This window comes from Azoarcus sp. DD4, from assembly GCF_006496635.1.
Classification (GTDB): domain Bacteria; phylum Pseudomonadota; class Gammaproteobacteria; order Burkholderiales; family Rhodocyclaceae; genus Azoarcus.
The window spans coordinates 1,389,363-1,411,334 of sequence record NZ_CP022958.1; the positions used below are offsets into that span (position 1 = coordinate 1,389,363).

A 21,972-nucleotide genomic window follows, 5' to 3' on the forward strand; every position below is an offset into this window, starting at 1 on the left:
TGTGCTACCATTCCCCCTTGCTCGTCGTGTGGGTCCATGACTTGCCGACGGGTCCGATTTCGGCCTTCCGTACGGATTCATGATGCGTATCCTGGTCAGTAACGACGACGGTTACTTCGCTCCCGGCATTGCGGCGCTTGCCGAGGCCTTGAGCGAGGTCGGCGATGTCACTGTTGTGGCTCCCGAGCGTGATCGCAGCGGCGCGAGCAATTCGCTGACGCTGGATCGGCCGCTTTCCTTGCGCCGTGCTGCCAACGGCTTCTACTTCGTGAACGGCACGCCCACCGATTGCGTGCATCTGGCCGTTACCGGCATGTTGGATACCCTGCCAGATATGGTTGTTTCGGGCGTCAATCACGGCGCCAATATGGGTGACGACACTATCTACTCCGGTACGGTTGCCGCCGCTACCGAAGGCTACCTGCTTGGTATCCCGTCGATCGCGGTCTCCCTCGTGAGTAAGGCCGCCGCCGATTTCTCTGTGGCGGCTAGCGTTGCGCGAAGCCTTGCCGAGCGGTTCGTGCGGGCGCCGTTCAAGCAGCCGGTGCTACTCAACGTCAATGTGCCGGATTGCAGTGAGAGCGCGTTGCGTGGGTTACAGGTCACCCGTCTGGGCAAGCGCCACAAGGCTGAGCCTGTCATCCGCAGCACTACCCCACGCAATGAAACCGTGTACTGGGTAGGGGCTGCTGGCGGCGCTGCGGACGCTGGTGAAGGAACGGATTTTCACGCGGTGGCGAATGGTTTCGTATCGATCACGCCACTGCAGGTCGACCTGACTCACACAGGCCAAATCGGGGCTGTCGGCGATTGGCTGGGGAAATGAGCATCCGTCAGGCTGACAGCTCCCAGGCGGCCAGGGCGCGTGCTCGCATGGTCGATCGTCTGCGTGCCCAGGGTATTCAGGACTCAGTTGCCCTGGCGGCGATGATGCAGGTGCCGCGCCATCATTTCGTTGAAGAGGGCCTGGCGTACAGTGCATACGACGACACGGCGCTGCCAATAGGTTTTCAGCAGACCATCTCGCAGCCCTATGTGGTGGCTCGAATGATAGAGCTGCTGCGCGCCGGTCGCGAACTGGGGCGGACTTTGGAGATCGGAGCTGGCTGCGGATACCAGGCTGCGGTGTTGTCCTCCATTGCAACCGAGGTCTACGCGGTCGAACGCATCCGGCCGTTGCTTGACAGGGCTCGTGCTAATCTTCGCCCGCTGCGCCTGCCGAACGTTCGGCTGAAACACGCTGATGGCAGCCTCGGTCTGCCCGAGGCTGCTCCGTTCGACAGCATCGTCGTTGCGGCGGCAGCCATAGGTGTCCCCCGGGCCCTCAAGGATCAGCTTGCGCCCGGTGGGCGTCTGATCATCCCGGTGGGGGGAAATGAACAACGCCTGCTGCTCATCGAACGGCAGGGAAATGTATTCAGGGAGAGCGGCTACGAAGCGGTGCGTTTCGTGCCCTTGCTCGCAGGTACGGAATGAACGGTTCAGTGCATACTCAAAGACGAATTGGTCTGCTTGGTGTTGTTCTCGCGGTGGCGGTGCTCTCAGGGTGCGCGTCGCGTGTTTCGGTCCCCGTCCGCGACGGCAACGGCGTGGCGCCTGCACCCGCGACGGCTGCTGTTCCAAGTGTCGGCGTCCATGTCGTGAAGCCGGGCGAAACGCTGTTGGCGATTGCGCGGCAGCATGGGCAGAGCGTTCGCGATCTGGTCGCGTGGAATAACCTGACCAATCCGAACCAGATCCACGTCGGGCAGGAGTTGCGTGTCGTATCTCCGGAATCGACGGCCAACGGTGCGGTGGCGACGGCGATTCCCATCACATCCGAGCCGGCTGTCGCCATGCCGGTCGTTCCTCAGCCTGCCACCGGTGGTGCGATCAAGCTTGAGCCCAAGGGGGGCAAGCAGGCTTACTCCGACGACGTGTGGGCCAAGGTCAGGCGTTCGGGAGATGCGGCACCAACTGGTGAGGTCAAACCCGAGGTTGCCCCGCCGCCACAGGTGCCGGCGCAGGAGTCCGCCGACGCAGAGTGGTTGTGGCCGGCCAAGGGGCGGATCCTGAATGGCTTCAATGAAGCGACCAACAAGGGGGTCGACATCGCCGGCAATCCGGGCGATCCGGTGATTGCCTCGGCTGCGGGACGTGTGGTCTATGCCGGGAGTGGCTTGCGTGGCTATGGAAAACTGGTCATCATCAAGCACAATCAGGAGTACAACTCTGTCTACGCCCACAATCAGAAACTGTTGGTGAAGGAAGACGATCAGGTTGCCAAGGGGCAGAAGATCGCGGAGTTGGGAAGTACCGATGCAGACCGACCGAAACTGCATTTCGAGATCCGAAAGCAGGGGCGGCCGGTGGATCCGATGAAGTTCCTTTCTGCACGCTGACGAGGAGGCGTATGGAAGATCCGGTTAGCTCTGACGAACTCGATAGTCATGAACCGGATCTCCCGCTGGAGGTCGAGGTTTTTGCCGAGCCTCATGCACAGACTTTCGAGAACGACTTCCTCAGCGACGTCACGCAGATCTACCTGAACGAAATCGGGGCGAATCCCCTGCTGTCTGCGGACGAGGAGGCCAGTCTCGCGCGCAAGGTCCGGGCAGGTGACTTCGCGGCCCGTCAGACGATGATAGAGCGCAACCTGCGCCTCGTCGTTAATATTGCCAAGCACTATCTCAATCGCGGTATTCCATTGCTGGACTTGGTCGAGGAGGGCAACCTCGGTCTGATGCATGCACTGGAAAAGTTCGACCCGGAACGCGGCTTTCGCTTTTCCACCTACGCTACGTGGTGGATACGTCAGAACATCGAACGCGCGATCATGAACCAGTCGCGCACCATTCGCTTGCCGGTGCACGTGGTCAAGGAACTCAATCAGGTGTTGCGTGCTCAGCGCAATGTCGAGGCCGCGTCCAATGGCGAGTTCAGCCTCGACGAAATCGCGCGCCGGCTCGACAAGCCCATCGAGGAAGTTCGCGCCATTCTGGCTTTGAGCGAACACACGGCGTCGCTCGACGCGCCACTGGACATCGATCCAACCTTATCGATCGGTGAGTCGTTGGCCGACGAGCATGCAGAAACGCCGGAAGCTCAGATCCACAATGCCGAGATCGAGGGTTTGATTCGCGCTTGGATAGACATGCTCAACGACAAGCAGCGCTTGGTGATCCGCCATCGCTACGGCATTGGCGAGTGCGAGCTGATGACCCTGGAAGAACTCGCCGCACGGCTCGAGCTCACGCGTGAGCGCGTGCGACAGATCCAGCTTGAGGCCTTGAGTCAGCTCCGACGCATTCTTAAACGCCGCGGCATTTCCCGCGACGTCCTTTTCTAGACGTTCAGTTCTGTGCCGTGGTCGCCTGTGTCTGCAGGCGACGGCTGCGTAGCGCTTCAGCCAGCTCGAACACCGCCATCGCATAGAAGCTGCTGCGGTTGTAACGCGTGATCACGTAGAAATTTCGATAGCCCAACCAGAATTCTGTGGGGGCGCCAGGTGTTTCAAGGTCGACCAGGGTTGCGGTCGCGGCGGCCGGCTCTCCGTTAGCGGCGAGCACGCCTGCTGCACTGAGCTGCTCCGGGTTCAGGGTCGGTTCGATGCCGGTGGCTACCAGCGGTTGAGTGTCGACCACGCCGCTGAACCGGGCGCGCTGGGCGATTGGGGCGCCGGACGTCCAGCCGTGAACATGCAGGTAGTTGGCGACGCTGCCGATGGCGTCGGCCGGCGTCGCGTCGAAATCCACCCGACCGTCGCCGTCGAAGTCGAGCGCATAGTGCCTCACGCTGCTAGGCAGAAACTGCGGATAGCCGAGTGCGCCGGCATAGGAGCCGGAGTAGCTCGCAGGGTCGCGCCCCTGTTCCCGTGCGAGCAGGAAGAGGCTTTCGAGTTCGCGGCGGAAAAGCTCGGCGCGCGGCGGGTAGTCGAAGGCCAGTGTTGCCAGCGCAGACAGCGTCTGGAAGTTGCCGGTCTGTCGGCCGTAGATGGTCTCCACGCCGATGATGGCGACGATGATCTCGACCGGTACTCCAAAGCGGCTGCTGGCGTTCGCGAGCGTCGCTTCATTCTCTTCCCAGAAGGCGAGCCCGCCGCTGATTCGGGTCTGGTCGAGAAAGCGGGCCCGGTATTTCTGCCATGAACGTATCCCGGGTTTGCTCGGTGGCTGGATCAGGGTGATTACCCGCGGTTCGTAGCGCGCCACGGAGAGCGCCTGCTCGACGGCGATCGGGTCGAAGCCATGGCGGCTCGCCATGTCCTGGATGAAGGCTTTTCCGTCGGCCGTGTCGGGGTAGGCGGCAGCGGCGGCGCTGCCGCACAGGCAGGCGGAGAAGGCGGCGAGGAGCGTTGTGGTACGAAGGGTCATTTCAGTTTGAGTGATGCGATATCGCGTGCGAGTGAGCGGACGTCGTCGGCCGTTGTGTGTCGACCGTAACGCAGCGTGGCGTAAGTGTGCGTGATCCTGCTCAAGGATGCGGCGTGTTCGGGGCGCGCGCTGGCTATCCTGTTTCCGTAATCGAGTGGTCCTTCCCAGTCCGCGCGGGAGAGGCCCGCGCGCGCGAGCTTGGCGCAGAACGCATCCCAAGCCATATCCAGCGGGTCCGAGTTGCGACGTTTGAGTTGCGCCCACGCGAACAGCAAGCCGAAGAGGCCGACGCCGATCAGGCTGATCAGACCGGCGAGCGTGACCCAGTCGGTGCGCCCGAGACCCAGGCGGCGGAGGAAGGCGTTCTGTTGTTCCGAATTGTAGCCAAGAACCCAGCGATCCCAGGCATGAGAAACGGCCTCCCAGCGCAAACGGACCTGGCGCAGCCACTCCAGCTGGGGACGCATCAGCAGGGGCCGTGCGTCGCCGGCCGGTAGAGCTGCGCTCAGGTCGCCGGTGATGCGGCGCGGCGCGACTTGTGCCGTGGGGTCCACTCGCATCCAGCCCCGGCCCGGCAGCCAGACTTCCGCCCAGGCGTGGGCGTCGGACTGGCGCACGATCAAGGTGCCGTCGAAGGGATTGCTCTCACCGCCCTGGTAACCGGTGACGACGCGCGCCGGTACGCCTGCCGCGCGCATCAGGAAAACGAAGGCGGCCGAGAAGTGTTCACAAAAGCCCTGGCGGCTGTCGAACAGGAACTCGTCGATCACGTTGTTGCCGAGCAGCGGGGGATGCAGGGTGTAGATGTAGTCGCCGCTCCGCAGGTGTTCGAGTGTGCGCTGCACGATGATGTCAGGAGAGGGGGCTCCGTCGGCGAGCCGGCGTGCGAGTTCGCGGCTGCGCGGGTTGCCTCCTGTGGGCAGGCGGTGTGCTGCCGCCAGGGACTCCGCCGTTTCCTCCATGCCGACGCGGGTGGCCGGGAAGGCGCTGATGTCCATCTGCAGCCGGGTTCGTACCGGCGTCGTGGTGATCGCCTGATAGTCGCTCGTGTAGCGGATGTGGCCAAGGCCGGCGGCCGGAAAATCCAGTGCGAGCAGCCACCGCTGGCCGTGGGGTTCGAGCGTGAGCCGGTAATCGATGCGGGGGCCGGTCGACGTGTAGGCGGGTTGGGGCGCGACCGAGCGAGCCGACGGCCGCCAGACCCGTCCGTCGAATTCGGTGAGTACCGGACCACGCCAGTAGCGCAATGACGGGTCCGGCGCAGTTCCGAGAAATTCGACCCGGAACGCGATTTCCTCCGACAGACCGAGGCTGCTGATGGAGCCGGGGCTCATGGTGTCGGACAGGCCGGTGACGCCGCTGTTCGCATCTGCCGGCAGCCCCCACAGCGGTGCCGGTATGCGGGGGAAGAGCACGAACAGTACGGCCATCAGCGGCAGGCTCTGTACAAGGAGCAAGCCGGCGCTGCGCAGCCTTGCTCTGGTGTTGGCGCCTTCGTCCTCGATGGCGAGCAGGCAGCCTACTGCGGCGAGGGTGCCGATGAGCGCGAGAATCGCGACGGGTAGCGTTTCATCGTCGAAAAAGAGACCCAGCTGCAGAAAGAAACACAACAAGACTGCGGCGCGCACGTCGCGCGCCGTGCGTAGCTCCAGAAGTTTCAGGCACAGCAGTAGCGCCAGCAGCGCGACACCGGGTTCCTGCCCGAAGAAATGACCGAACTGCGCGCGTACCGCAAAACCGGCCGCAATCGCCAGCACCAGCAATAACCAGCTGGCGGGCTCCAGCAGGGCGCGGTTGAGCGCGAGGCCGCGCCATGCCAGCAGCAGGGCGCATAGCGCGCTGATCCAGGCAGGGAGGTGCGCAGCGTGTGGCGCGAGCGTGATTGCGGCGGTTGCGATGAGCCAGTAGCCGACGTCGCGTCGCGGCCGGGGGGGCGGGGCGGGCGGCTTCGGTCGTTTGAAGCGGGCGAACAGGCGATGCTCAATCACTGTCTGCATCCCGTTGTCCGTGGAGTGCGAGCAGCCTGCAGCAGGCGTGCAGATGGCCGGGACCGCGACCGATCGGCATGACTGCTCCCGGCAGCACCAGGCTGAACGGCTGCCCGGTCCGTTCGGCAGCCAGTACCCAGGCGGTCAGTCGGGCGATGCGGGCCTCGGTGTCGAGTTGTGCAGGCAGGGCGTGCCAGTCGAGCAGGCGCTCTCCCCCCTGCGTGGTGGAAAACTGCTTGGTCAGCAGCGGGCCGCCGCGCGCAAGCACCTTCCATGCGACATGCCGCAGGGAGTCGCTGGTCTGATGTGGACGCAGTCCGGCAAAATCGTCGTCGCCAGCCTGGGGGCGCGAGCCGCCGTTGGTGCTGCCGGCACCGTCTGCGGGTAGCGGCGGCGCATCCCGTTCGGGTGCGGGATAGACCAGGCAGCTGACGTCGGGGACGAAAACGCTCCAGGCGCGGATCAGCCCCAGCGGCCAGGTCGTCTCGAGCACGGTGCGTCCGAGTGCAAGCCGTCCGCGCCGTGAAGTCGTGCATCGGATCGACACTTCGGTTGTACTTTCCGCCTTGAGATCGAAAGTGCTGAGGCCGTCGAGCGCGCGCAGGCGAAATGCCGGGCGGCGCTCGTTGCGGGCGTTTTCGACGAACAGGCGGAACTCGGCGGGTTCGCCGCAGAAAACGGCGGGCGCGCGTCCGCCGTTGATGGACAAGTGCAGGAGGTTGCGGAAAGCGTGCACGATGCTGGTGACGCCGATGCCGCCGATGAGGAAGGTCAGCATGTAGCCGAGGCTGAGCGCGTAGTTGATCGAGGCAATCAGCATGACGATCAGGGCTGCGGCGAAGACGAGTCCGCTGCGGGTGGGAAGCACGTAGATGCGACGCTGGGCCAGGCGTATCGGCGCGGTTTCGGGCCGGCCGACGCGAAACAGCCAGCGGTCCAGCTGCCGGCGCAGCGTGGCCGAAGGGACAGCAAACGTCCCCATCACCTTACCGGGACTGCGCGGAGCAGCGCATCGAGTACGGACGACGGTGCGCTGCGACCGTCGCCGGCCAGATGCAGGCGATGTCCGGCCACATGCGGGAAGACGGTCTGGATGTCTTCCGGCAGGACGTGGTCGCGCCCTTCGATGAAGGCGCGCGCCCGTGCTGCGGCCAGCAGTGCAAGGCCGGCGCGCGGGCTCAGGCCGCAGTTGAACTCGGCGGCTTGCCGCGTCGCGGAGATCAGTGCCTGGAGATAGTCGATCAGACGCTCCGCCACTGTGACCCGGCTGGCCGCTTCCTGCAGCTCCATCATCTGCCCGGGCGTAACTACAGGCTGCTGACGCTCGAGCAGGCTGCGCCGGTTTTCGCCCATGAGCAGCGCGCGCTCGGCGGCCGGCTCCGGGTAACCCAGCCGGATTCGCATCAGGAAGCGGTCGAGCTGGCTCTCGGGCAGCGGAAAGGTGCCGATCTGATGGGCCGGGTTCTGCGTTGCGATCACGAAGAAAGGTTCGGGCAGGGCGAGCGTGGTGCCGTCCGCAGTCACCTGCCGCTCTTCCATCGCTTCCAGTAAGGCGCTTTGGGTTTTCGGAGTGGCGCGGTTGATTTCGTCGGCGAGGATGAGCTGGGCGAAGATCGGCCCGGGGTGGAAGCGGAAACTGTGGGTATCCCGATCAAAAACCGAGACGCCGACGATGTCGGCCGGCAACAGATCGCTGGTGAACTGGATACGCTGGAGCTGCAGCCCGACCAGTCGGGCGAGCATGTGGGCGAGGGTGGTCTTGCCGACACCCGGCGTATCCTCGATCAGCAGATGACCGCGGGCGATCAGGCAGGCGAGTGCGAGTTGCAGTTCCCGTTCCTTGCCGAGGATGATCTGGCTGGCCGCTTCGAGCAGGCGAACGACGTGTTTTTGGGGCATGGCGGGGCGTACTGTGAAATTGGCAGGGAAGCGGTGATAATAGCCAGCAAACAACGCAAATTCGCGCAAAGGTCCGCGGACATTGGGCTTGCGGCCGAGGGCGGCACAAAGATCGCCCGGTTGGAAGCGGATTATGCGGGAAAGTTCGTGCGCGACAGGAGAGGGGGGATATGACAACGACAGCGTTCATCACACATCGTGAGTGCTGGCTGCACGACATGGGGACTTTCCATCCGGAATGCCCCGATCGCCTGTCGGCGATCAACGACAGGTTGATCGCCGCGGGCCTGGACCTTTACCTGTCGTTTTACGATGCGCCATATGCGACGACCGAGCAGGTGACGCGCGTGCATCCCGCGGCCTATCTCGATGAGCTGATGGCCAATGTGCCGGAGCACGGCATCCGCCATCTCGACCCCGACACGGCGATGGGACCGGGCACCATGAAGGCCGCGTTGCGCTCGGCTGGTGCCGGTGTGCTGGCGACCGACCTGGTACTCAAGGGGGAGATCGAAAGTGCTTTCTGCGCGGTGCGCCCGCCCGGGCACCATGCCGAGCGCGCCAAGGCGATGGGGTTCTGCTTCCTCAACAACGTCGCGATTGCCGCGCGCCACGCGCTCGAAGCCCACGGCCTCGAGCGCGTGGCCATCGTCGATTTCGACGTCCATCACGGCAACGGCACCGAGGACATCTTCCGCGATGATCCGCGCGTCATGATGGCCAGCATCTTCCAGCACCCGTTCTACCCATACAGCGGGGTGGAAAACCAGCCGGCGCACATGTGCAATGTGCCGGTGCCCGCAGGCACGCGCGGCGATGCTTTCCGCCAGATCGTCAGCGACATCTGGGTACCGGCACTGCGCAACCACAACCCGCAGGCCATCTTCATCTCGGCCGGTTTCGATGGCCATTACGAGGACGACATGGGGTCGCTCGGCCTGGTCGAATCCGACTACGTCTGGGCTACGCAGCAGATCAAGGCGGTGGCCGAGGACTGCGGGCACAGGCGCATCGTATCGGTACTGGAAGGCGGCTACTCGCTATCCTCGCTGGCGCGCTCGGTGGTCGCACACATCAAGGCAATGGCCGACCTCTGAAGATTCCGGGCTGGCCACCGTCGCTGCGCCGGCAGGCGCAGCCGGTACGCCGGACGCGGCATATCCCTCTTGGCTGCAGCACGAGATTATCCGTACATTTCAGCCTCTGTTCGGTTTCTGGCGATCGGTTAGAATCGAGCTTTTATCGTAACGGCCAGAGCCATGATTACCGGATCGATTGTCGCCATCGTCACCCCGATGCACGAGGATGGCAGCCTGGATTTCCCCCGTCTCCGCAGTCTGATCGACTGGCATGTCGCCGAAGGCACCGACGGTATCGTCATCGTCGGCACCACGGGCGAATCGCCCACGGTGAGCGTCGACGAGCATTGCGAACTGATCCGGGTCGCGGTGGAGCATGCGGCGGGCCGCATTCCGGTGATTGCCGGTACCGGCGCAAACTCCACCGCCGAGGCGGTGGAGCTGGCGCGTTTCGCCCAGGAAGCCGGTGCCGTGGCGCACCTGTCCGTGGTGCCCTATTACAATCGGCCGTCGCAGGAAGGCCTGTACCGTCACTTCAGGACGATCGCGGAAGCCGTCGAGCTCCCGATGATCCTGTACAACGTGCCGGGGCGTACCGTCGCCGACCTGTCGAACGACACCACCCTGCGCCTTGCCGAGATCCCCAACATCATCGGTGTGAAGGACGCCACCGGCAGCATCGACCGCGCCTGCGACCTGATCGAGCGCGCGCCGCAAGGCTTTGCCCTCTACAGCGGCGACGACATGACCGTTGCTGCTTTCATCCTGCTCGGCGGTCACGGCACCATCTCGGTGACCGCCAACGTAGCGCCGCGTGCCATGCACGAAATGTGCGCCGCTGCGCTCGAAGGCAACGCGATCAAGGCGCGCGAGATCAATGCCCGCCTGGTCGGGCTGCATCGACATCTGTTCTGTGAGGCCAACCCGATTCCGGTGAAGTGGGCCGTCGAGCACATGGGTCTGATCGGTGGCGGCATCCGCCTGCCGCTGACCCCGCTTGGCGACTCCCTGCATGAGCGGGTACGCCAGGCAATGCGCCAGGCCGGTATCCAGGCCTGAACCGTCAATCCCACATCAGGAACCCCATGAATCGCTCCACGCGCACGTCCGCTTCCCTTATTGCGCTGTCGCTCATGCTGGCAGGCTGCTCGGGCTCTCTGCTCGAGACCAAGCGTATCGATTACAAGAGTGCGAGCACGCGCCAGGTATCACCGCTCGAAGTCCCCCCCGACCTCACCGCGCCGACCCGCGACGATCGCTTTGCCGTTCCTGACGTCGCGCCGCGTGGCGTGGCAACCTATTCCGCCTACAGCGCCGAACGAGCCAACCAGCCGGCAGTGCGCGCTGCCTCCGAGGTGCTGCCGCCATCCGAGCGCATGCGTATCGAACGCGCCGGGTCGCAGCGCTGGCTGGTCGTGCAGGGCAATCCCGACGAACTGTGGCCGCAACTGAAGGAGTTCTGGCTCGAACTCGGCTTCATCCTCAATATCGACAGCCCCGAGATCGGCGTGATGGAAACCGACTGGGCTGAAGATCGTGCCAAGATCCCTCAGGATTTCGTGCGCGGCGCGCTTGGCAAGGTGCTTGACGGGCTGTTCTCGACGCCGGAGCGCGACAAGTTCCGGACGCGTATCGAAACCAACAAGGAAACGGGGCAGGTCGAGATCTACATCAGCCACCGCGGCATGATGGAAATCTACCCGACCGAGGCCAAGGACACGACCATCTGGCAGCCGCGTCCGGCCAATCCCGAACTCGAAGCCGAGATGCTGCGCCGCCTGATGGTCCGCCTCGGTGCCGACGAGGCGCGTGCTCAGGCCGCGCTCGCGGTCGCGCCGGCTACCGAGCGGGCGAAGATATCCGCCGGTGCTGGCGTGGTTTCGCTCACGATCGAAGAGCCGTTCGATCGCGCCTGGCGGCGCGTCGGCTTGGCGTTGGACCGTATCGGTTTCACCGTCGAAGATCGCGACCGCGCCAAGGGTCTGTACTACGTCCGTTACGTCGACCCGGAGGCCGACAATGGCGGCAAGGCCAGCAGCGAGGGTTTCCTTTCCAAGCTGGCGTTCTGGCGTGGGAGCGACAAGCCGGCCCAGGGCGGCAGCGAGTACCGCCTGCAGGTGAAGGGGCAGGGCGATGCGGCCGTCGTCAACGTGCTCACCCGGGAAGGCGGTGCCGACAGTTCGGATACGGCCAGGAAGATGCTCGGGCTGCTACAGGCCGAGCTGAAGTAATTGGTTGGCCGGCGGCGGTCGGGTTGGTTCCGTACTGCTGCCGGTCGCACCACATTGCGGACGGCAGGTCTGCGTGTGATCGGTATTCCGCCCGACAGCTTCGGGCATAAAAAAGCCGGCAGATGCCGGCTTTTTTTGCGCACGTGCGGAAGTCTTACTTCTGCACGGCTTCCTTGGTGGCTTCGGCGGCGTCCTTGACGGCGTCGGCGGCAGCTGCAGCGCCTTCCTTGGCGGCTTCCACGGTGGCGGCAGCGCCATCCTTGGCGGCTTCGGTGGCTTCCTTCACGGCTTCGGCAGCGCCTTGAGCGGGAGTTTGCTCAGCGGGGGCGGTTGGAGCAGCCGCAGCAGGAGCAGCTTGTTCGGCCGGCGCGGTGGTTGCGGCCGGTGCCGGTTCTTCCTTCTTGCCGCAAGCGGACACGGCGAGAGCGACGAGGGCGGCGACGAGAAGAGAGTGCTTCATGTTCTATTTTCCTTGTTCGTGGGGTGGGGACAGCAGGAGCCGGAGGACACCGATGAAGCTCGTTCGAGTGTCAATCCGGTCCGAATGTTAACATGCGCCGATGAAGGGCAGCCACCAGTTTGGTGCATTGCACCGTAACCAAACGTTGCCTTGTGCTATTGCCAGTACGTGTATCTGCGCGGGTTTTGCTGCAATGCACTGGCGATTCGATGGCTACGTGGTCGCCATTTGCGTCGCTTGCCGCAATCCGGTGCTGCAATGCCTCATTCTTGTGCATGTCGAAGGCGTGGCGGTTCAGGCCATTGGCGTCACGATTTCTTGCAAGCCACTTTACAGCGGCTGACCGAAGCCGTCGCAGTACCAGTCGTACAGCGTGTCGACCAGGCTGGCCGGCGGCGCCAGCGGACCCGGCAGCCGTCGGGCGTGAGCCAGTGCGGCTAGCGTATCCCGCCACTCGGGCTCGACTGCAATTGCTTCGCCGTTGAGGAAGAAGCCCGCTTCGGACCACAGCAGCAGCGAACGCGCATCCAGCCGGAAGCCGCGCGTGACCAGCGCACGCTTGAAAGCCGCGCGGGACAAGGGCGCCGCGGGGGGATCGAAGAACACATTGGGCTTGGGTTCCGTGAGGTAGTGGCCCACGAAGGCGGCAATATCGTCGCGGGACCAGCGGATGCCAGCGATCATGCGCTGGATCTGGTCGATCATGGAAGGGCCTATCTGTGCAGAATTGTCCTGCAGGGCGAGGTCCGGATCGGCGTACAGGCCGTCCAGACAGATGCGCTCCTGCATCCAGCCAAGGAATTCCGTGCCCAGCTCCTGTGCGGTCGGCGACCGGAAACCGATCGAGTAGGTGGTGCATTCGCCCACGGCAATGCCGTTGTGCGCCCAGTGAGGTGGCAGGTAGAGCATGTCGCCCGGTTCGAGAACCCAGTCGTGGGCGGGGGCGAAATTCTGCAGGATGCGCAGCGGCGCACCTTCGACCAGTGTGCGGTCTTCCTGGTCGGCGATCTGCCAACGCCGCTTGCCGATGCCCTGGAGGAGAAAGACGTCGTAGTTGTCGAAATGGGGGCCGACCCCGCCACCGTCAACCGCATAGCTCACCATCAGGTCATCGAGGCGCGCCTGCGGGATGAAGTCGAATCGGTGCAGCAGCTCGTCGGCGGCCTCGGACCAGAGGTTGATGCCCTGGACGAGCACGGTCCAGGGCGCGCGCTTGCCGCGCAGCCGACCGCGGGTCTGGGGGCCGTGTTCCAGCTGCCATTCGCCGTCATGATGGCGGATGTGGCGGGACTCGACGTCAGGGTCGCAGGCGAGATCGAAGATATCTTCGCGGTCGAGCACGCCGGTGAAGCCGGGGATGGCCTGACGGACGAGCAGCGGTTTCTTTTGCCAGTATTCCGCAAGGAACTGGCGGGGCGTGATGCCCCCGAGCAGGGTGGTAATCATGGGCGCGATTATACGGGCGCGGACTGTGCCTGAAATCGCGCGGGCGCCGGTCTTGGCGGTAGAATCGCGGGCTTTTGCGGCGGGAAGTGCCATGCCGGTTGCTGTCATCGAATCGCTGGATCACGAAGGTCGCGGCGTTGCCCGGGTGGACGGGAAGGCAATCTTCATCGAGGGCGCCCTGCCCGGTGAGACCGTCGAGTATCAGGTGCATCGCAGCCGGCCCACCTACGAGCAGGCTGAAGCCCTTCGCATCATCAAGCGCAGCGCGCAACGGGTCACACCGCGCTGTCGTCATTTCGGTACCTGTGGCGGTTGCTCCATGCAGCATCTCGATCCGGTGGCGCAGGCCGCGACCAAGCAGCGCGTGCTCGAAGACGCCCTGTGGCACGTCGGCAAGGTCAGGCCGCAGATCATCTATCCCGCGATCCACGGCCCCGCCTGGGCCTACCGTTACCGAGCCCGGCTCGGCGTACGCCTGGTGCCGAAGAAGGGTGGGGTGCTGATCGGCTTTCATGAGCGCCGCTCCAGCTACATCGCCGATCTGCAGTCGTGCGACGTGCTGCCGCCTCACATCTCGGCCATGCTGCCGAAATTGAAGATGCTCGTCGCCGGGCTGTCGATTGCCGATCGCTTGCCCCAGATCGAGGTGGCGGTGAGCGACGACACCACGGTGCTGGTGTTCCGCAACCTGCTGCCGCTCAAGAGCGGGGATGAAGCCCGGCTCGCCGCATTTGCCGATACCGAGGGCGTCCAGGTCTGGCTGCAGCCCGGCGGGCCCGAGTCCATCCGGCCGCTGCATCCGAAGGATGGCCCGGGCCTCGCCTACACGCTGCCGGAATTCGATGTGAGCATGGATTTCCGCGCCACCGACTTCACCCAGGTGAATGTGCAGATCAACCGCCTGCTGATCCGCCGTTCGATGCAGTTGCTCGATCCTCGGCCGGGCGAGCGAATTGCCGACCTGTTCTGTGGCCTCGGCAACTTCAGCTTGCCGATCGCGCGGCGCGGGGCGACGGTGGTCGGAGTGGAAGGCAGCGATACATTGGTGGCGCGTGCGCTGGAAAACGCCCGCAAGAATGGCGTGGCGGAATGCAGCGAGTTCTACGCGGCCAATCTCTTCGAGGCGACCGAAGACAGTCTGGCCGCGCTCGGTCGTCTCGACAAGCTGCTGATCGATCCGCCGCGCGAAGGCGCGATCGCGGTGGTGAAGGCGCTCGGACCGGCGCAGCTGCCGCCGCGCATTGTCTATGTGTCGTGCAATCCGGCGACGCTGGCGCGGGATGCCGCGGTACTGGTGCGCGAGAAGGGCTACGCGCTGCGCGGCGCGGGCATCGCCAACATGTTCCCGCAGACCTCGCACGTGGAATCGATCGCGCTGTTCGAACTTGCCTGAGCGCGCAGCGGGGCGTGCGCGCCGCGCGTTTGGCAGTGCCGGGCGGAGTGATATACTCCGCCGCTTCCGGAGGTGTGGCAGAGCGGTTGAATGCACCGGTCTTGAAAACCGGCAGGGGTTTGCGCCCCTCGTGAGTTCGAATCTCACCGCCTCCGCCAGACAGCCCGCCACCCGCCATGCCCCGCCTCATTCTCCTGAACAAGCCCTACGGCGTGCTGTGCCAGTTCAGCGGCGAACCCGGGCGTGCGACATTGAAAGACTACGTGGCCGTTCCTGGCGTCTATGCCGCCGGCCGCCTCGATACCGACAGCGAAGGGCTGCTGCTGCTCACGGATGACGGCCAGTTGCAGCACCGTATCGCCGACCCCCGCCACAAGCTCCCCAAGACCTATCTCGTCCAGATCGAGGGCGAGCCCGACGATGCGGCACTCGATGCGCTGCGGCGCGGCGTCGACCTGGGTGATTTCCACACCCGTCCCTGTGTCGTGCAGCGCGCGGCTGAGCCCGACTGGTTGTGGCCGCGCGATCCGCCGGTACGTTTTCGCAAGTCCGTGCCGACCGCCTGGCTGGAGCTCGAACTGCGCGAAGGCAAGAACCGGCAGGTGCGGCGGATGACCGCCAAGGTCGGCTTTCCCACTTTGCGCCTGGTCCGGCTTGCGATCGGCCCCTGGCGGCTGGACGGCCTGGCGCCCGGTGCCTGGCGGGAGGTGCCGGCGATCCTGCCGGCGCCGCCAGATGCGGCTCCCCGGAGCAGCGCGGTTGCCGCCCGCCGGCGCTAGAATCGGCAATTCTTCCTTCCCCGGATCAAAGATGAACATGACGCATCTGCCTGTCCTGCCGCGTGTCCTGCTTGCCTTGACCCTGGCCGTGCCGGCGCTGGCAGCCCAGGCGCGCACGGAAATGCCGCGGAGCGAACTGTCAGCCGGCATGTACCGGATCGAGGTGGAAGTGGCTGCAACGCCGCAAAACCGGCAGCTTGGCCTGATGAACCGCAGGGAAATGGCCGCGCAGCACGGCATGGTGTTCGTGTTCACCGAAGACGCGCGCCACTGCATGTGGATGAAGAACACCTTGCTGCCGCTCTCGGTGGCCTTTCTCGACGCGCGCGGGCGCATCCTCAACATCGAGGACATGAAGCCGCAGACCGAGGACAGCCACTGCGCCAGCGGTGCGGCGCGCTTCGCCCTGGAGATGAACCAAGGCTGGTTCCGTGAGCGCGGGCTGAAGGCGGGAGACAGCATACGCGGTGTGGAGCGCCTGCCGGCCGGCTACTGAGGCGGGTTTACCGCCGCGCGCTGGCGCCGAATTGCGGCGCTTTGTCCCGCTTATTCCACGCCTGACGCTTGCCGCTGGGCGGCGATAATTGCCGCATCTGCCTTTGCGCCCGGCCTGATCCCGGCCCGGCGCGGCGTATCCGGAGCCGGCGGTGGCCGAAGACAGCGATCTCGAGAAAACAGAACCAGCATCAGGGCGACGGCTGGAGCAGGCCCGCGAGGAAGGGCAGGTTCCGCAGTCGCGCGAGCTGTCGACCTTTCTCGTCACCATCACCGGCGTCGTTACCCTCTGGATGCTGGGCGGCTGGATGGCGCAGCGGATGCTCGCCCTGATACGGCAGGCCTTCAGCTTCGAGCGCGAGATGGCCTACGACCCGACGCTGATGCTGGCCGAGCTGCAGAATCTGCTGGGGGGCGCCCTGCTGACGCTCATGCCCCTGTTCCTGGCCTTGCTGGTGGCGGCGGTCGCCTCGCCGATCGCATTGGGTGGTCTGGTGTTCGCGCCGAAGGCGCTGGGGCCGAACTTCGGCCGCCTAAATCCTATCCAGGGGCTGGGGCGGATGTTCTCGGTGCACGGTCTGGCCGAGATGGTGAAGGCGACACTGAAGGCGCTGCTGGTCGGCGGTGTCGGCGCAGCGGTACTGTGGGCCTACAAGGACCATCTCTTCGACCTGATGATCGAGCCGCTCGAAGTCAGCATGCCTGATTTCGCCGAAACCGTGATCTTCACGGCCCTGCTGATCGCTTCCAGCCTTGGCCTGCTGGCCTTGCTCGACGTGCCATTCCAGCTCTGGCAATACCACAAGCGGCTGCGCATGACCAAGGAAGAGGTCAAGCGGGAGTCCAAGGAGCAGGACGGCGATCCACAGCTCAAGGGCCGCATCCGCGCGATGCAGCGCGAGATGGCGCGCGGGCGGATGATGGCTGCGGTGCCCAACGCCGATGTCGTGGTGACCAACCCGACCCACTTTTCGGTCGCGCTCAAGTACGACGCCAACCGCATGGGGGCGCCGGTGGTGGTGGCCAAGGGGCGCGGCGAGACGGCGTTGAAGATCCGCGAGGTCGCGCGCGAAAACGATGTGCCGCTGCTTGAAGCGCCGCCGCTGGCGCGTGCGCTGTATGCCAACTGCGAGCTCGAACAGGCCATTCCGGCGGCGCTCTACACCGCGGTCGCCGAAGTGATGGCCTATGTCTATCAGCTCAACCACTGGATGGAGAGCGGTGGTCTGCCGCCCTCGACGCCGACCGACCTGACCGTGCCGGAAGGCATGGACCCGGGATCGCCCGACGAGGCCTGAGCCCGCCTGAACCGCCATGAACAATACCCTCAACCTGCGCGAACTCCTCTCCGCCGCCAACCTGCGCCAGCTGGCCGCACCCATCCTCATCGTCATGATTCTGTCGATGATGGTGCTGCCCCTGCCGGTCTTCCTGCTCGACGTCTTCTTCACCTTCAACATCGCGGTGTCGGTGATGGTGATGCTGGTGGCGATGTATTCCAAGAAGCCGCTGGATTTTTCGGTGTTCCCCACGGTGCTGCTGGTAACCACGCTGCTGCGCCTGTCGCTCAACGTCGCGTCCACCCGCATCGTGCTGCTCGAAGGCCACAACGGGCCGGACGCCGCCGGCAAGGTGATCGAGGCCTTCGGCCACTTCCTGGTCGGCGGCAACACCGCGGTCGGCATCGTGGTGTTCATCATCCTCACCCTGATCAACTTCGTGGTCATCACCAAGGGTGCGGGCCGTATCGCCGAAGTGAGCGCGCGCTTCACCCTGGATGCGATGCCGGGCAAGCAGATGGCGATCGACGCCGACCTCAACGCCGGCCTCATCGACGAGAAGACGGCCAAGGCCCGGCGCAAGGAGATCGCGCAGGAAGCCGACTTCTACGGCGCGATGGACGGTGCGTCCAAATTCGTACGCGGCGACGCGGTGGCCGGCATCCTGATCCTGGTCATCAACATCATCGGCGGGCTTTTTGTCGGCATCATCCAGCACAGCATGGCTGCCGGCGAGGCCGCCCACACCTACACCTTGCTCACCATCGGCGACGGCCTGGTGGCGCAGATCCCGGCGCTGATCATCTCGGTGGCGGCCGGCCTGGTGGTGTCGCGCGTCGGCGACGAGGGCGACATCGGCGGGCAGGTGATCGGGCAGCTCTTCGCCAATCCCCAGGTGCTGGCGCTCACCGCCGGCATCATCGGCGTGCTCGGCCTGATCCCGGGCATGCCCAACCTCGTCTTCATCCTGCTGGCGTCGGCGCTCGGCGCGCTCGCCTGGCAGCGCAACAGGAAGCTCCAGGAGGAGGCCGAGTCGCCGCCGACGCCGGCCGCCCAGCAGGCCGCGGCGCAGCCCCAGGCCGAAGCCCAGGAGGCGAGCTGGAACGATGTCGCGCCGGTGGACGTGCTTGGGCTTGAGGTCGGTTATCGCCTGATTCCCATGGTGGACAAGGGCCAGGACGGCGAACTCCTGAAGCGGATCCGCGGCCTGCGCAAGAAGTTCGCGCAGGAGGTCGGCTTCCTGTCGGCGCCGGTGCACATCCGCGACAATCTGGAACTCAAGCCCAATGCCTACCGCATCGCGCTGAAGGGTGTGGAGATCGGCAGCGGCGAGGCCTATCCCGGACAGTACCTGGCGATCAATCCGGGGCGGGTGTCGGGGCCGATGACCGGGCGCGAGACCAAGGATCCGGCCTTCGGCCTGCCTGCCTACTGGATCGATGCCGGCAGCCGCGAACAGGCGCATGCGCTCGGCTACACCGTGGTCGATGCCAGCACCGTGGTGGCGACCCACCTCAACCACCTCATCCTCAACCACGCAGCCGAGCTGCTGGGCCGCCAGGAAACCCAGGCGCTCCTCGACCACATCGGCAAGGAAGCGCCCAAGCTCATCGACGACCTGGTGCCCAAGCTGCTGCCGATCTCGACGGTGCAGCGCGTCCTGCAGAACCTGCTGGACGAAGGCGTCAACATCCGCGACATGCGCACCATCATCGAGGTGCTGGCCGAGCATGCGCCGCGCAACCAGGACCCGCTCGAACTCACCTCCAAGGTGCGCGAGGCCTTGGGGCGGGCGATCATCCAGAGCCTGTTCCCGGGCAGCGCCGAGGTGCAGGTCATGGCACTGGAGCCGGGCCTGGAACGCATCCTGATGCAGGCGATGAGCGCCGGCAGCGACGGCGGCGCGATCGAGCCCGGCCTGGCCGACACACTGCTGCGCCAGACCGCACAGATCGCCCAGCGCCAGGAAGACATCGGCCTGCCGCCGGTGCTGCTGGTGCCGGCGCAACTGCGCATGCTGCTGTCGCGCTTCCTGCGTCGCGCGGTGCCGACGCTCAAGGTCATCTCCAACGCCGAAGTGCCGGAATCGCGCACCATCCGCGTGACCGCCATGGTGGGCGGGGCTGCCTGATGCCGGGCGCGGTGCCGCGTCGGCCGCGGCACGAATAAGCGGGGGAAAGCCGGCTTATTCGCCCCATGGCGGACAGGGCCGTTTGGCGATAATCCTGTCAAAGCTGCGCGCAATGCGTGGCCGCACGGAGAATCGTCATGAACGTCAAGCGCTACTTTGCCCCCACCGCCCGCGAAGCCTTGCGTGCGCTCAAGGAGGAACTCGGAGCCGATGCCATCGTGCTGTCCAACCGGGCGGTCGAAGGCGGCGTCGAGATCCTGGCCCTGCCCGCCGACGCCGTCGGGGCCTTGCAGAGCGCGTCGCGCCCGGCCCGCCCCGCGGTGCAGCCGGCCGCCCGGCCGGTGGCGCGTCCCGCCGTCGAGCGCGAGGAACTCCGTGCCGCGCGGCCGCAGCCTGCCGCACGCTTCGAGGACGACGATTTCCATGTCAGCCTGTCGGCGCTCGCCGCCGGCGCCGTGCCGCGTACGCAGGCACCTGCCGCCGCGCGTGCCCCTGCCGACAAGGTGATCCGCCCGTTCAACCCGCCGCGCATCGAAACGGCCGACTACATGCTGCGCGCAGACGCGGTGCAGACCCGCCGGACGGCTGCGCCGAGCGCGCCGCGTCTGCGCGACGAGGCACCGCTGCCGTCCGAACCGGCTGCGATCCAGGTGCCGCAAACGCGTGTCGAGGCGATCGACAGCCGCCCGCGCGACGACGGCCGGGTGCGTGAACTGCAGGAGACCAACGCCCGGCTGATGGCCGAACTTGCCGGTATCCGCGGCATGATCGAACGCCAGCTCGCTGGTTTCGCCTGGGGCGAAACGCGCCGCCAGGCGCCGGCCCGCGCCGCCATCGTCGGCGAATTGCTCGAAGCCGGTTTCTCCGCGCCGAGTGCGCGCAAGCTTGCCGAGGCGGTAGGCCAGGACGACAGCCCGCAGGCGGCCCGTGCCGCCGTGCGTGCCGAGCTCGACCGCGCACTGCGTGCCCGTGCCTCCGACGATGACCTCATCGACCGCGGCGGCGTGTTCGCCCTGGTCGGCCCCACCGGTGTCGGCAAGACCACCACCACCGCCAAGCTCGCCGCGCGCTGCGTGGTGCGCCACGGCGCCAGCAAGCTGGCGCTGATTACCACCGACGGTTACCGCATCGGCGCGCAGGAGCAGTTGCGCATCTACGGCCGCATCCTCGGCGTGCCGGTGTTCTCCGTGCGCGACGCCGCCGACCTGCGCCAGACCCTGGCCGAACTGCGCAACAAGCACATGGTGCTGATCGACACCATGGGCGTCAGCCAGCGCGACCGCATGGTCGCCGAGCAGGCCGCGATGCTGAGCGGCGCCGGCGAGGTGCGCCGCCTGCTGTTGCTCAATGCCACCTGCCGCGGCGACACCCTGGACGACGTGGTGCGCGCCTATGCCGGGCCGGATCTTGCCGGCGTCATCTTCTCCAAGGTGGACGAGGCGGCCTCGCTCGCGCCGGCGATCGACGTCGCCGTGCGTCGCCAACTCGACTTGCTCTACGTCACCAATGGCCAGCGCGTGCCGGAAGACCTCCATCTGCCCAACCGCGCCTACCTGCTGCACCGCGCACTGCGCGAACAATCGGCGGAGTCGCCGTGGCGAGTCAGCGGGGACGAGGCCGGCCTCATGCTTGCCGCCGGCACTGGAGCCTGACATGCTCGACCGACGTGAAGACCAGGCCGCAGGGCTGAGGCGGCTGTTCCGCAAGGCACCGCCGACGGTGGTGGCGCTTTATGCCGCGGGGCGCCAGCGTGCCCACAACGTGGTGCGCGCGGCGCACCGTATTGCCGGCCGCGCCGAACGTGTGCTGCTGCTCGACGAAGCCACCGGCGAAGACGCGCTGGCCGAGGTGCTCGGCCTGCCGCCCGGGCTGGATCTACTGCAGATGCTCGATGGCCGTCTTACGCTGGCCGAACTGTTGCAGCCGGTACCTGGCCTGATGGGGCGCGTGCCTGCCGCCGCTGCCGCGCTGGCCCTGCCGCTGCTCGACGATGCCCGCCGTGCCTGCCTGGTGGAAGCGATGCGGGTGCTGCATCGCCATGCCGGCTTTGTGCTGATCCACGCCGCATCGCCGGACTACCCTTCGCCGTTTGTCCAGGCCGCGCCGCGCCGCCTGTTGGTGGCCGAAGTCAGCGCCAGCGGAGCCACCGAGGCCTACCAGACGATCAAGCAGCTGGCTGCGGCCGGCGCCGGCTCGCTCCACGTCGCGGTCTGCCGTGCGCGCAGCCGGGCGGAAGCGGCGGCCTTCTTCGCCAGCCTCGAGGCGCTGGTGCGCCGCCATGTCGGCGTGCCGCTCGCCTTCGTCGGCGAAGTGGAGCGCGACGATCTTGCCGCCGGGCTGCAGGCGCCGGCCGTGCAGACCCCGCCGTGCGAGCCGGAAGCCGCCTTCCTGCGGCGCCTGGCAACACCGGGCGGGCATCGTACGTCGGGAGCATGAGGG

Annotated in this window: 21 protein-coding genes and 1 tRNA gene; 16 read left to right on the plus strand and 6 right to left on the minus strand. The window is 65.9% G+C overall.

Annotated features, from left to right (window positions below):
- The first annotated feature begins 82 nt into the window (after positions 1-82).
- From surE to rpoS, 4 genes are read left to right on the plus strand one after another with little or no spacing between them, the layout of a single operon-like run.
- Complete coding sequence (gene surE / locus CJ010_RS06600; RefSeq protein ID WP_141020598.1) at positions 83-826, plus strand: 5'/3'-nucleotidase SurE; 744 nt, start codon at positions 83-85, stop codon at positions 824-826.
- Entirely contained in the window at positions 823-1,476 is a 654-nt protein-coding gene (locus CJ010_RS06605) for a protein-L-isoaspartate(D-aspartate) O-methyltransferase (protein WP_141017295.1), read from the plus strand. Before surE ends, CJ010_RS06605 begins: the two co-directional genes overlap by 4 nt.
- Entirely contained in the window at positions 1,473-2,381 is a 909-nt protein-coding gene (locus CJ010_RS06610) for a peptidoglycan DD-metalloendopeptidase family protein (RefSeq protein WP_141017296.1), read from the plus strand. The genes CJ010_RS06605 and CJ010_RS06610 overlap by 4 nt, the downstream gene beginning before the upstream one ends.
- A gap of 11 nt (positions 2,382-2,392) precedes the next feature.
- Positions 2,393-3,328: an RNA polymerase sigma factor RpoS gene (gene rpoS, locus CJ010_RS06615; protein ID WP_141017297.1), complete on the plus strand. Its 936-nt coding sequence runs from the start codon at positions 2,393-2,395 to the stop codon at positions 3,326-3,328.
- A 4-nt stretch (positions 3,329-3,332) separates the two neighbouring features.
- Here rpoS and mltB read toward each other — a convergent pair whose 3' ends face one another.
- From mltB to CJ010_RS06635, 4 genes are read right to left on the minus strand one after another with little or no spacing between them, the layout of a single operon-like run.
- On the minus strand, positions 3,333-4,352 hold the full coding sequence (gene mltB, locus CJ010_RS06620) for a lytic murein transglycosylase B (protein ID WP_141017298.1): 1,020 nt from the start codon (positions 4,350-4,352) through the stop codon (positions 3,333-3,335).
- On the minus strand, positions 4,349-6,349 hold the full coding sequence (locus CJ010_RS06625) for a DUF3488 and transglutaminase-like domain-containing protein (protein WP_141017299.1): 2,001 nt from the start codon (positions 6,347-6,349) through the stop codon (positions 4,349-4,351). Before CJ010_RS06625 ends, mltB begins: the two co-directional genes overlap by 4 nt.
- Positions 6,333-7,322 carry a DUF58 domain-containing protein gene (locus tag CJ010_RS06630; protein WP_141017300.1) on the minus strand — a complete coding sequence of 330 codons (990 nt, stop codon included), beginning with the start codon at positions 7,320-7,322 and terminating at the stop codon, positions 6,333-6,335. The genes CJ010_RS06625 and CJ010_RS06630 overlap by 17 nt, the downstream gene beginning before the upstream one ends.
- On the minus strand, positions 7,322-8,239 hold the full coding sequence (locus CJ010_RS06635; RefSeq protein ID WP_141017301.1) for a MoxR family ATPase: 918 nt from the start codon (positions 8,237-8,239) through the stop codon (positions 7,322-7,324). The genes CJ010_RS06630 and CJ010_RS06635 overlap by 1 nt, the downstream gene beginning before the upstream one ends.
- Positions 8,240-8,409: 170 nt before the next feature.
- Between CJ010_RS06635 and CJ010_RS06640 the strand changes: the two genes are divergently transcribed.
- The 3 genes from CJ010_RS06640 to bamC all read left to right on the plus strand — a co-directional run bounded on the left by CJ010_RS06640 (position 8,410) and on the right by bamC (position 11,549).
- On the plus strand, positions 8,410-9,336 hold the full coding sequence (locus CJ010_RS06640; protein ID WP_141017302.1) for a histone deacetylase family protein: 927 nt from the start codon (positions 8,410-8,412) through the stop codon (positions 9,334-9,336).
- A 162-nt stretch (positions 9,337-9,498) separates the two neighbouring features.
- Positions 9,499-10,377 (plus strand): 4-hydroxy-tetrahydrodipicolinate synthase, encoded by an 879-nt coding sequence (gene dapA, locus CJ010_RS06645; RefSeq protein WP_141017303.1) that lies wholly within the window; start codon positions 9,499-9,501, stop codon positions 10,375-10,377.
- A 26-nt stretch (positions 10,378-10,403) separates the two neighbouring features.
- A complete protein-coding gene (gene bamC, locus CJ010_RS06650; protein WP_141017304.1) occupies positions 10,404-11,549 on the plus strand; it encodes an outer membrane protein assembly factor BamC in 1,146 nt (381 codons plus the stop codon).
- A 154-nt stretch (positions 11,550-11,703) separates the two neighbouring features.
- Here the strand turns inward: bamC and CJ010_RS06655 are convergent, their stop codons facing one another.
- Positions 11,704-12,009 (minus strand): hypothetical protein, encoded by a 306-nt coding sequence (locus CJ010_RS06655; protein ID WP_141017305.1) that lies wholly within the window; start codon positions 12,007-12,009, stop codon positions 11,704-11,706.
- 100 nt (positions 12,010-12,109) lie between these two features.
- Here CJ010_RS06655 and CJ010_RS06660 point away from each other — a divergent pair, with 100 nt between their 5' ends.
- A complete protein-coding gene (locus CJ010_RS06660; RefSeq protein ID WP_141017306.1) occupies positions 12,110-12,352 on the plus strand; it encodes a hypothetical protein in 243 nt (80 codons plus the stop codon).
- Here the strand turns inward: CJ010_RS06660 and CJ010_RS06665 are convergent.
- Positions 12,340-13,548, minus strand: a complete 1,209-nt coding sequence (locus CJ010_RS06665; protein WP_240794520.1) for a cupin domain-containing protein — start codon at positions 13,546-13,548, stop codon at positions 12,340-12,342. The two genes, CJ010_RS06660 and CJ010_RS06665, sit on opposite strands and share 13 nt — an antisense overlap.
- Between CJ010_RS06665 and rlmD the strand changes: the two genes are divergently transcribed.
- The 8 genes from rlmD (at position 13,547) to CJ010_RS06705 (ending at position 21,969) form a co-directional block, all read left to right on the plus strand.
- Entirely contained in the window at positions 13,547-14,848 is a 1,302-nt protein-coding gene (gene rlmD / locus CJ010_RS06670) for a 23S rRNA (uracil(1939)-C(5))-methyltransferase RlmD (RefSeq protein WP_141017307.1), read from the plus strand. The genes CJ010_RS06665 and rlmD overlap by 2 nt on opposite strands.
- Positions 14,849-14,916: 68 nt before the next feature.
- Positions 14,917-15,006, plus strand: a tRNA-Ser gene (locus CJ010_RS06675).
- A gap of 18 nt (positions 15,007-15,024) precedes the next feature.
- Positions 15,025-15,627: a pseudouridine synthase gene (locus CJ010_RS06680; RefSeq protein ID WP_141017308.1), complete on the plus strand. Its 603-nt coding sequence runs from the start codon at positions 15,025-15,027 to the stop codon at positions 15,625-15,627.
- 37 nt (positions 15,628-15,664) lie between these two features.
- Positions 15,665-16,123, plus strand: coding sequence for a DUF192 domain-containing protein (locus CJ010_RS06685; RefSeq protein ID WP_141020600.1), 459 nt, complete (start codon positions 15,665-15,667; stop codon positions 16,121-16,123).
- Positions 16,124-16,274: 151 nt separating this feature from the next.
- Positions 16,275-17,420 carry a flagellar biosynthesis protein FlhB gene (gene flhB / locus CJ010_RS06690; RefSeq protein WP_141017309.1) on the plus strand — a complete coding sequence of 382 codons (1,146 nt, stop codon included), beginning with the start codon at positions 16,275-16,277 and terminating at the stop codon, positions 17,418-17,420.
- A gap of 16 nt (positions 17,421-17,436) precedes the next feature.
- Positions 17,437-19,533, plus strand: coding sequence for a flagellar biosynthesis protein FlhA (flhA, locus tag CJ010_RS06695; RefSeq protein ID WP_141017310.1), 2,097 nt, complete (start codon positions 17,437-17,439; stop codon positions 19,531-19,533).
- Between the two features lie 137 nt (positions 19,534-19,670).
- On the plus strand, positions 19,671-21,185 hold the full coding sequence (gene flhF, locus CJ010_RS06700) for a flagellar biosynthesis protein FlhF (protein WP_141017311.1): 1,515 nt from the start codon (positions 19,671-19,673) through the stop codon (positions 21,183-21,185).
- Position 21,186: 1 nt separating this feature from the next.
- Positions 21,187-21,969: a flagellar FleN gene (locus CJ010_RS06705; protein WP_141017312.1), complete on the plus strand. Its 783-nt coding sequence runs from the start codon at positions 21,187-21,189 to the stop codon at positions 21,967-21,969.
- The last annotated feature ends 3 nt before the right edge of the window (positions 21,970-21,972 follow it).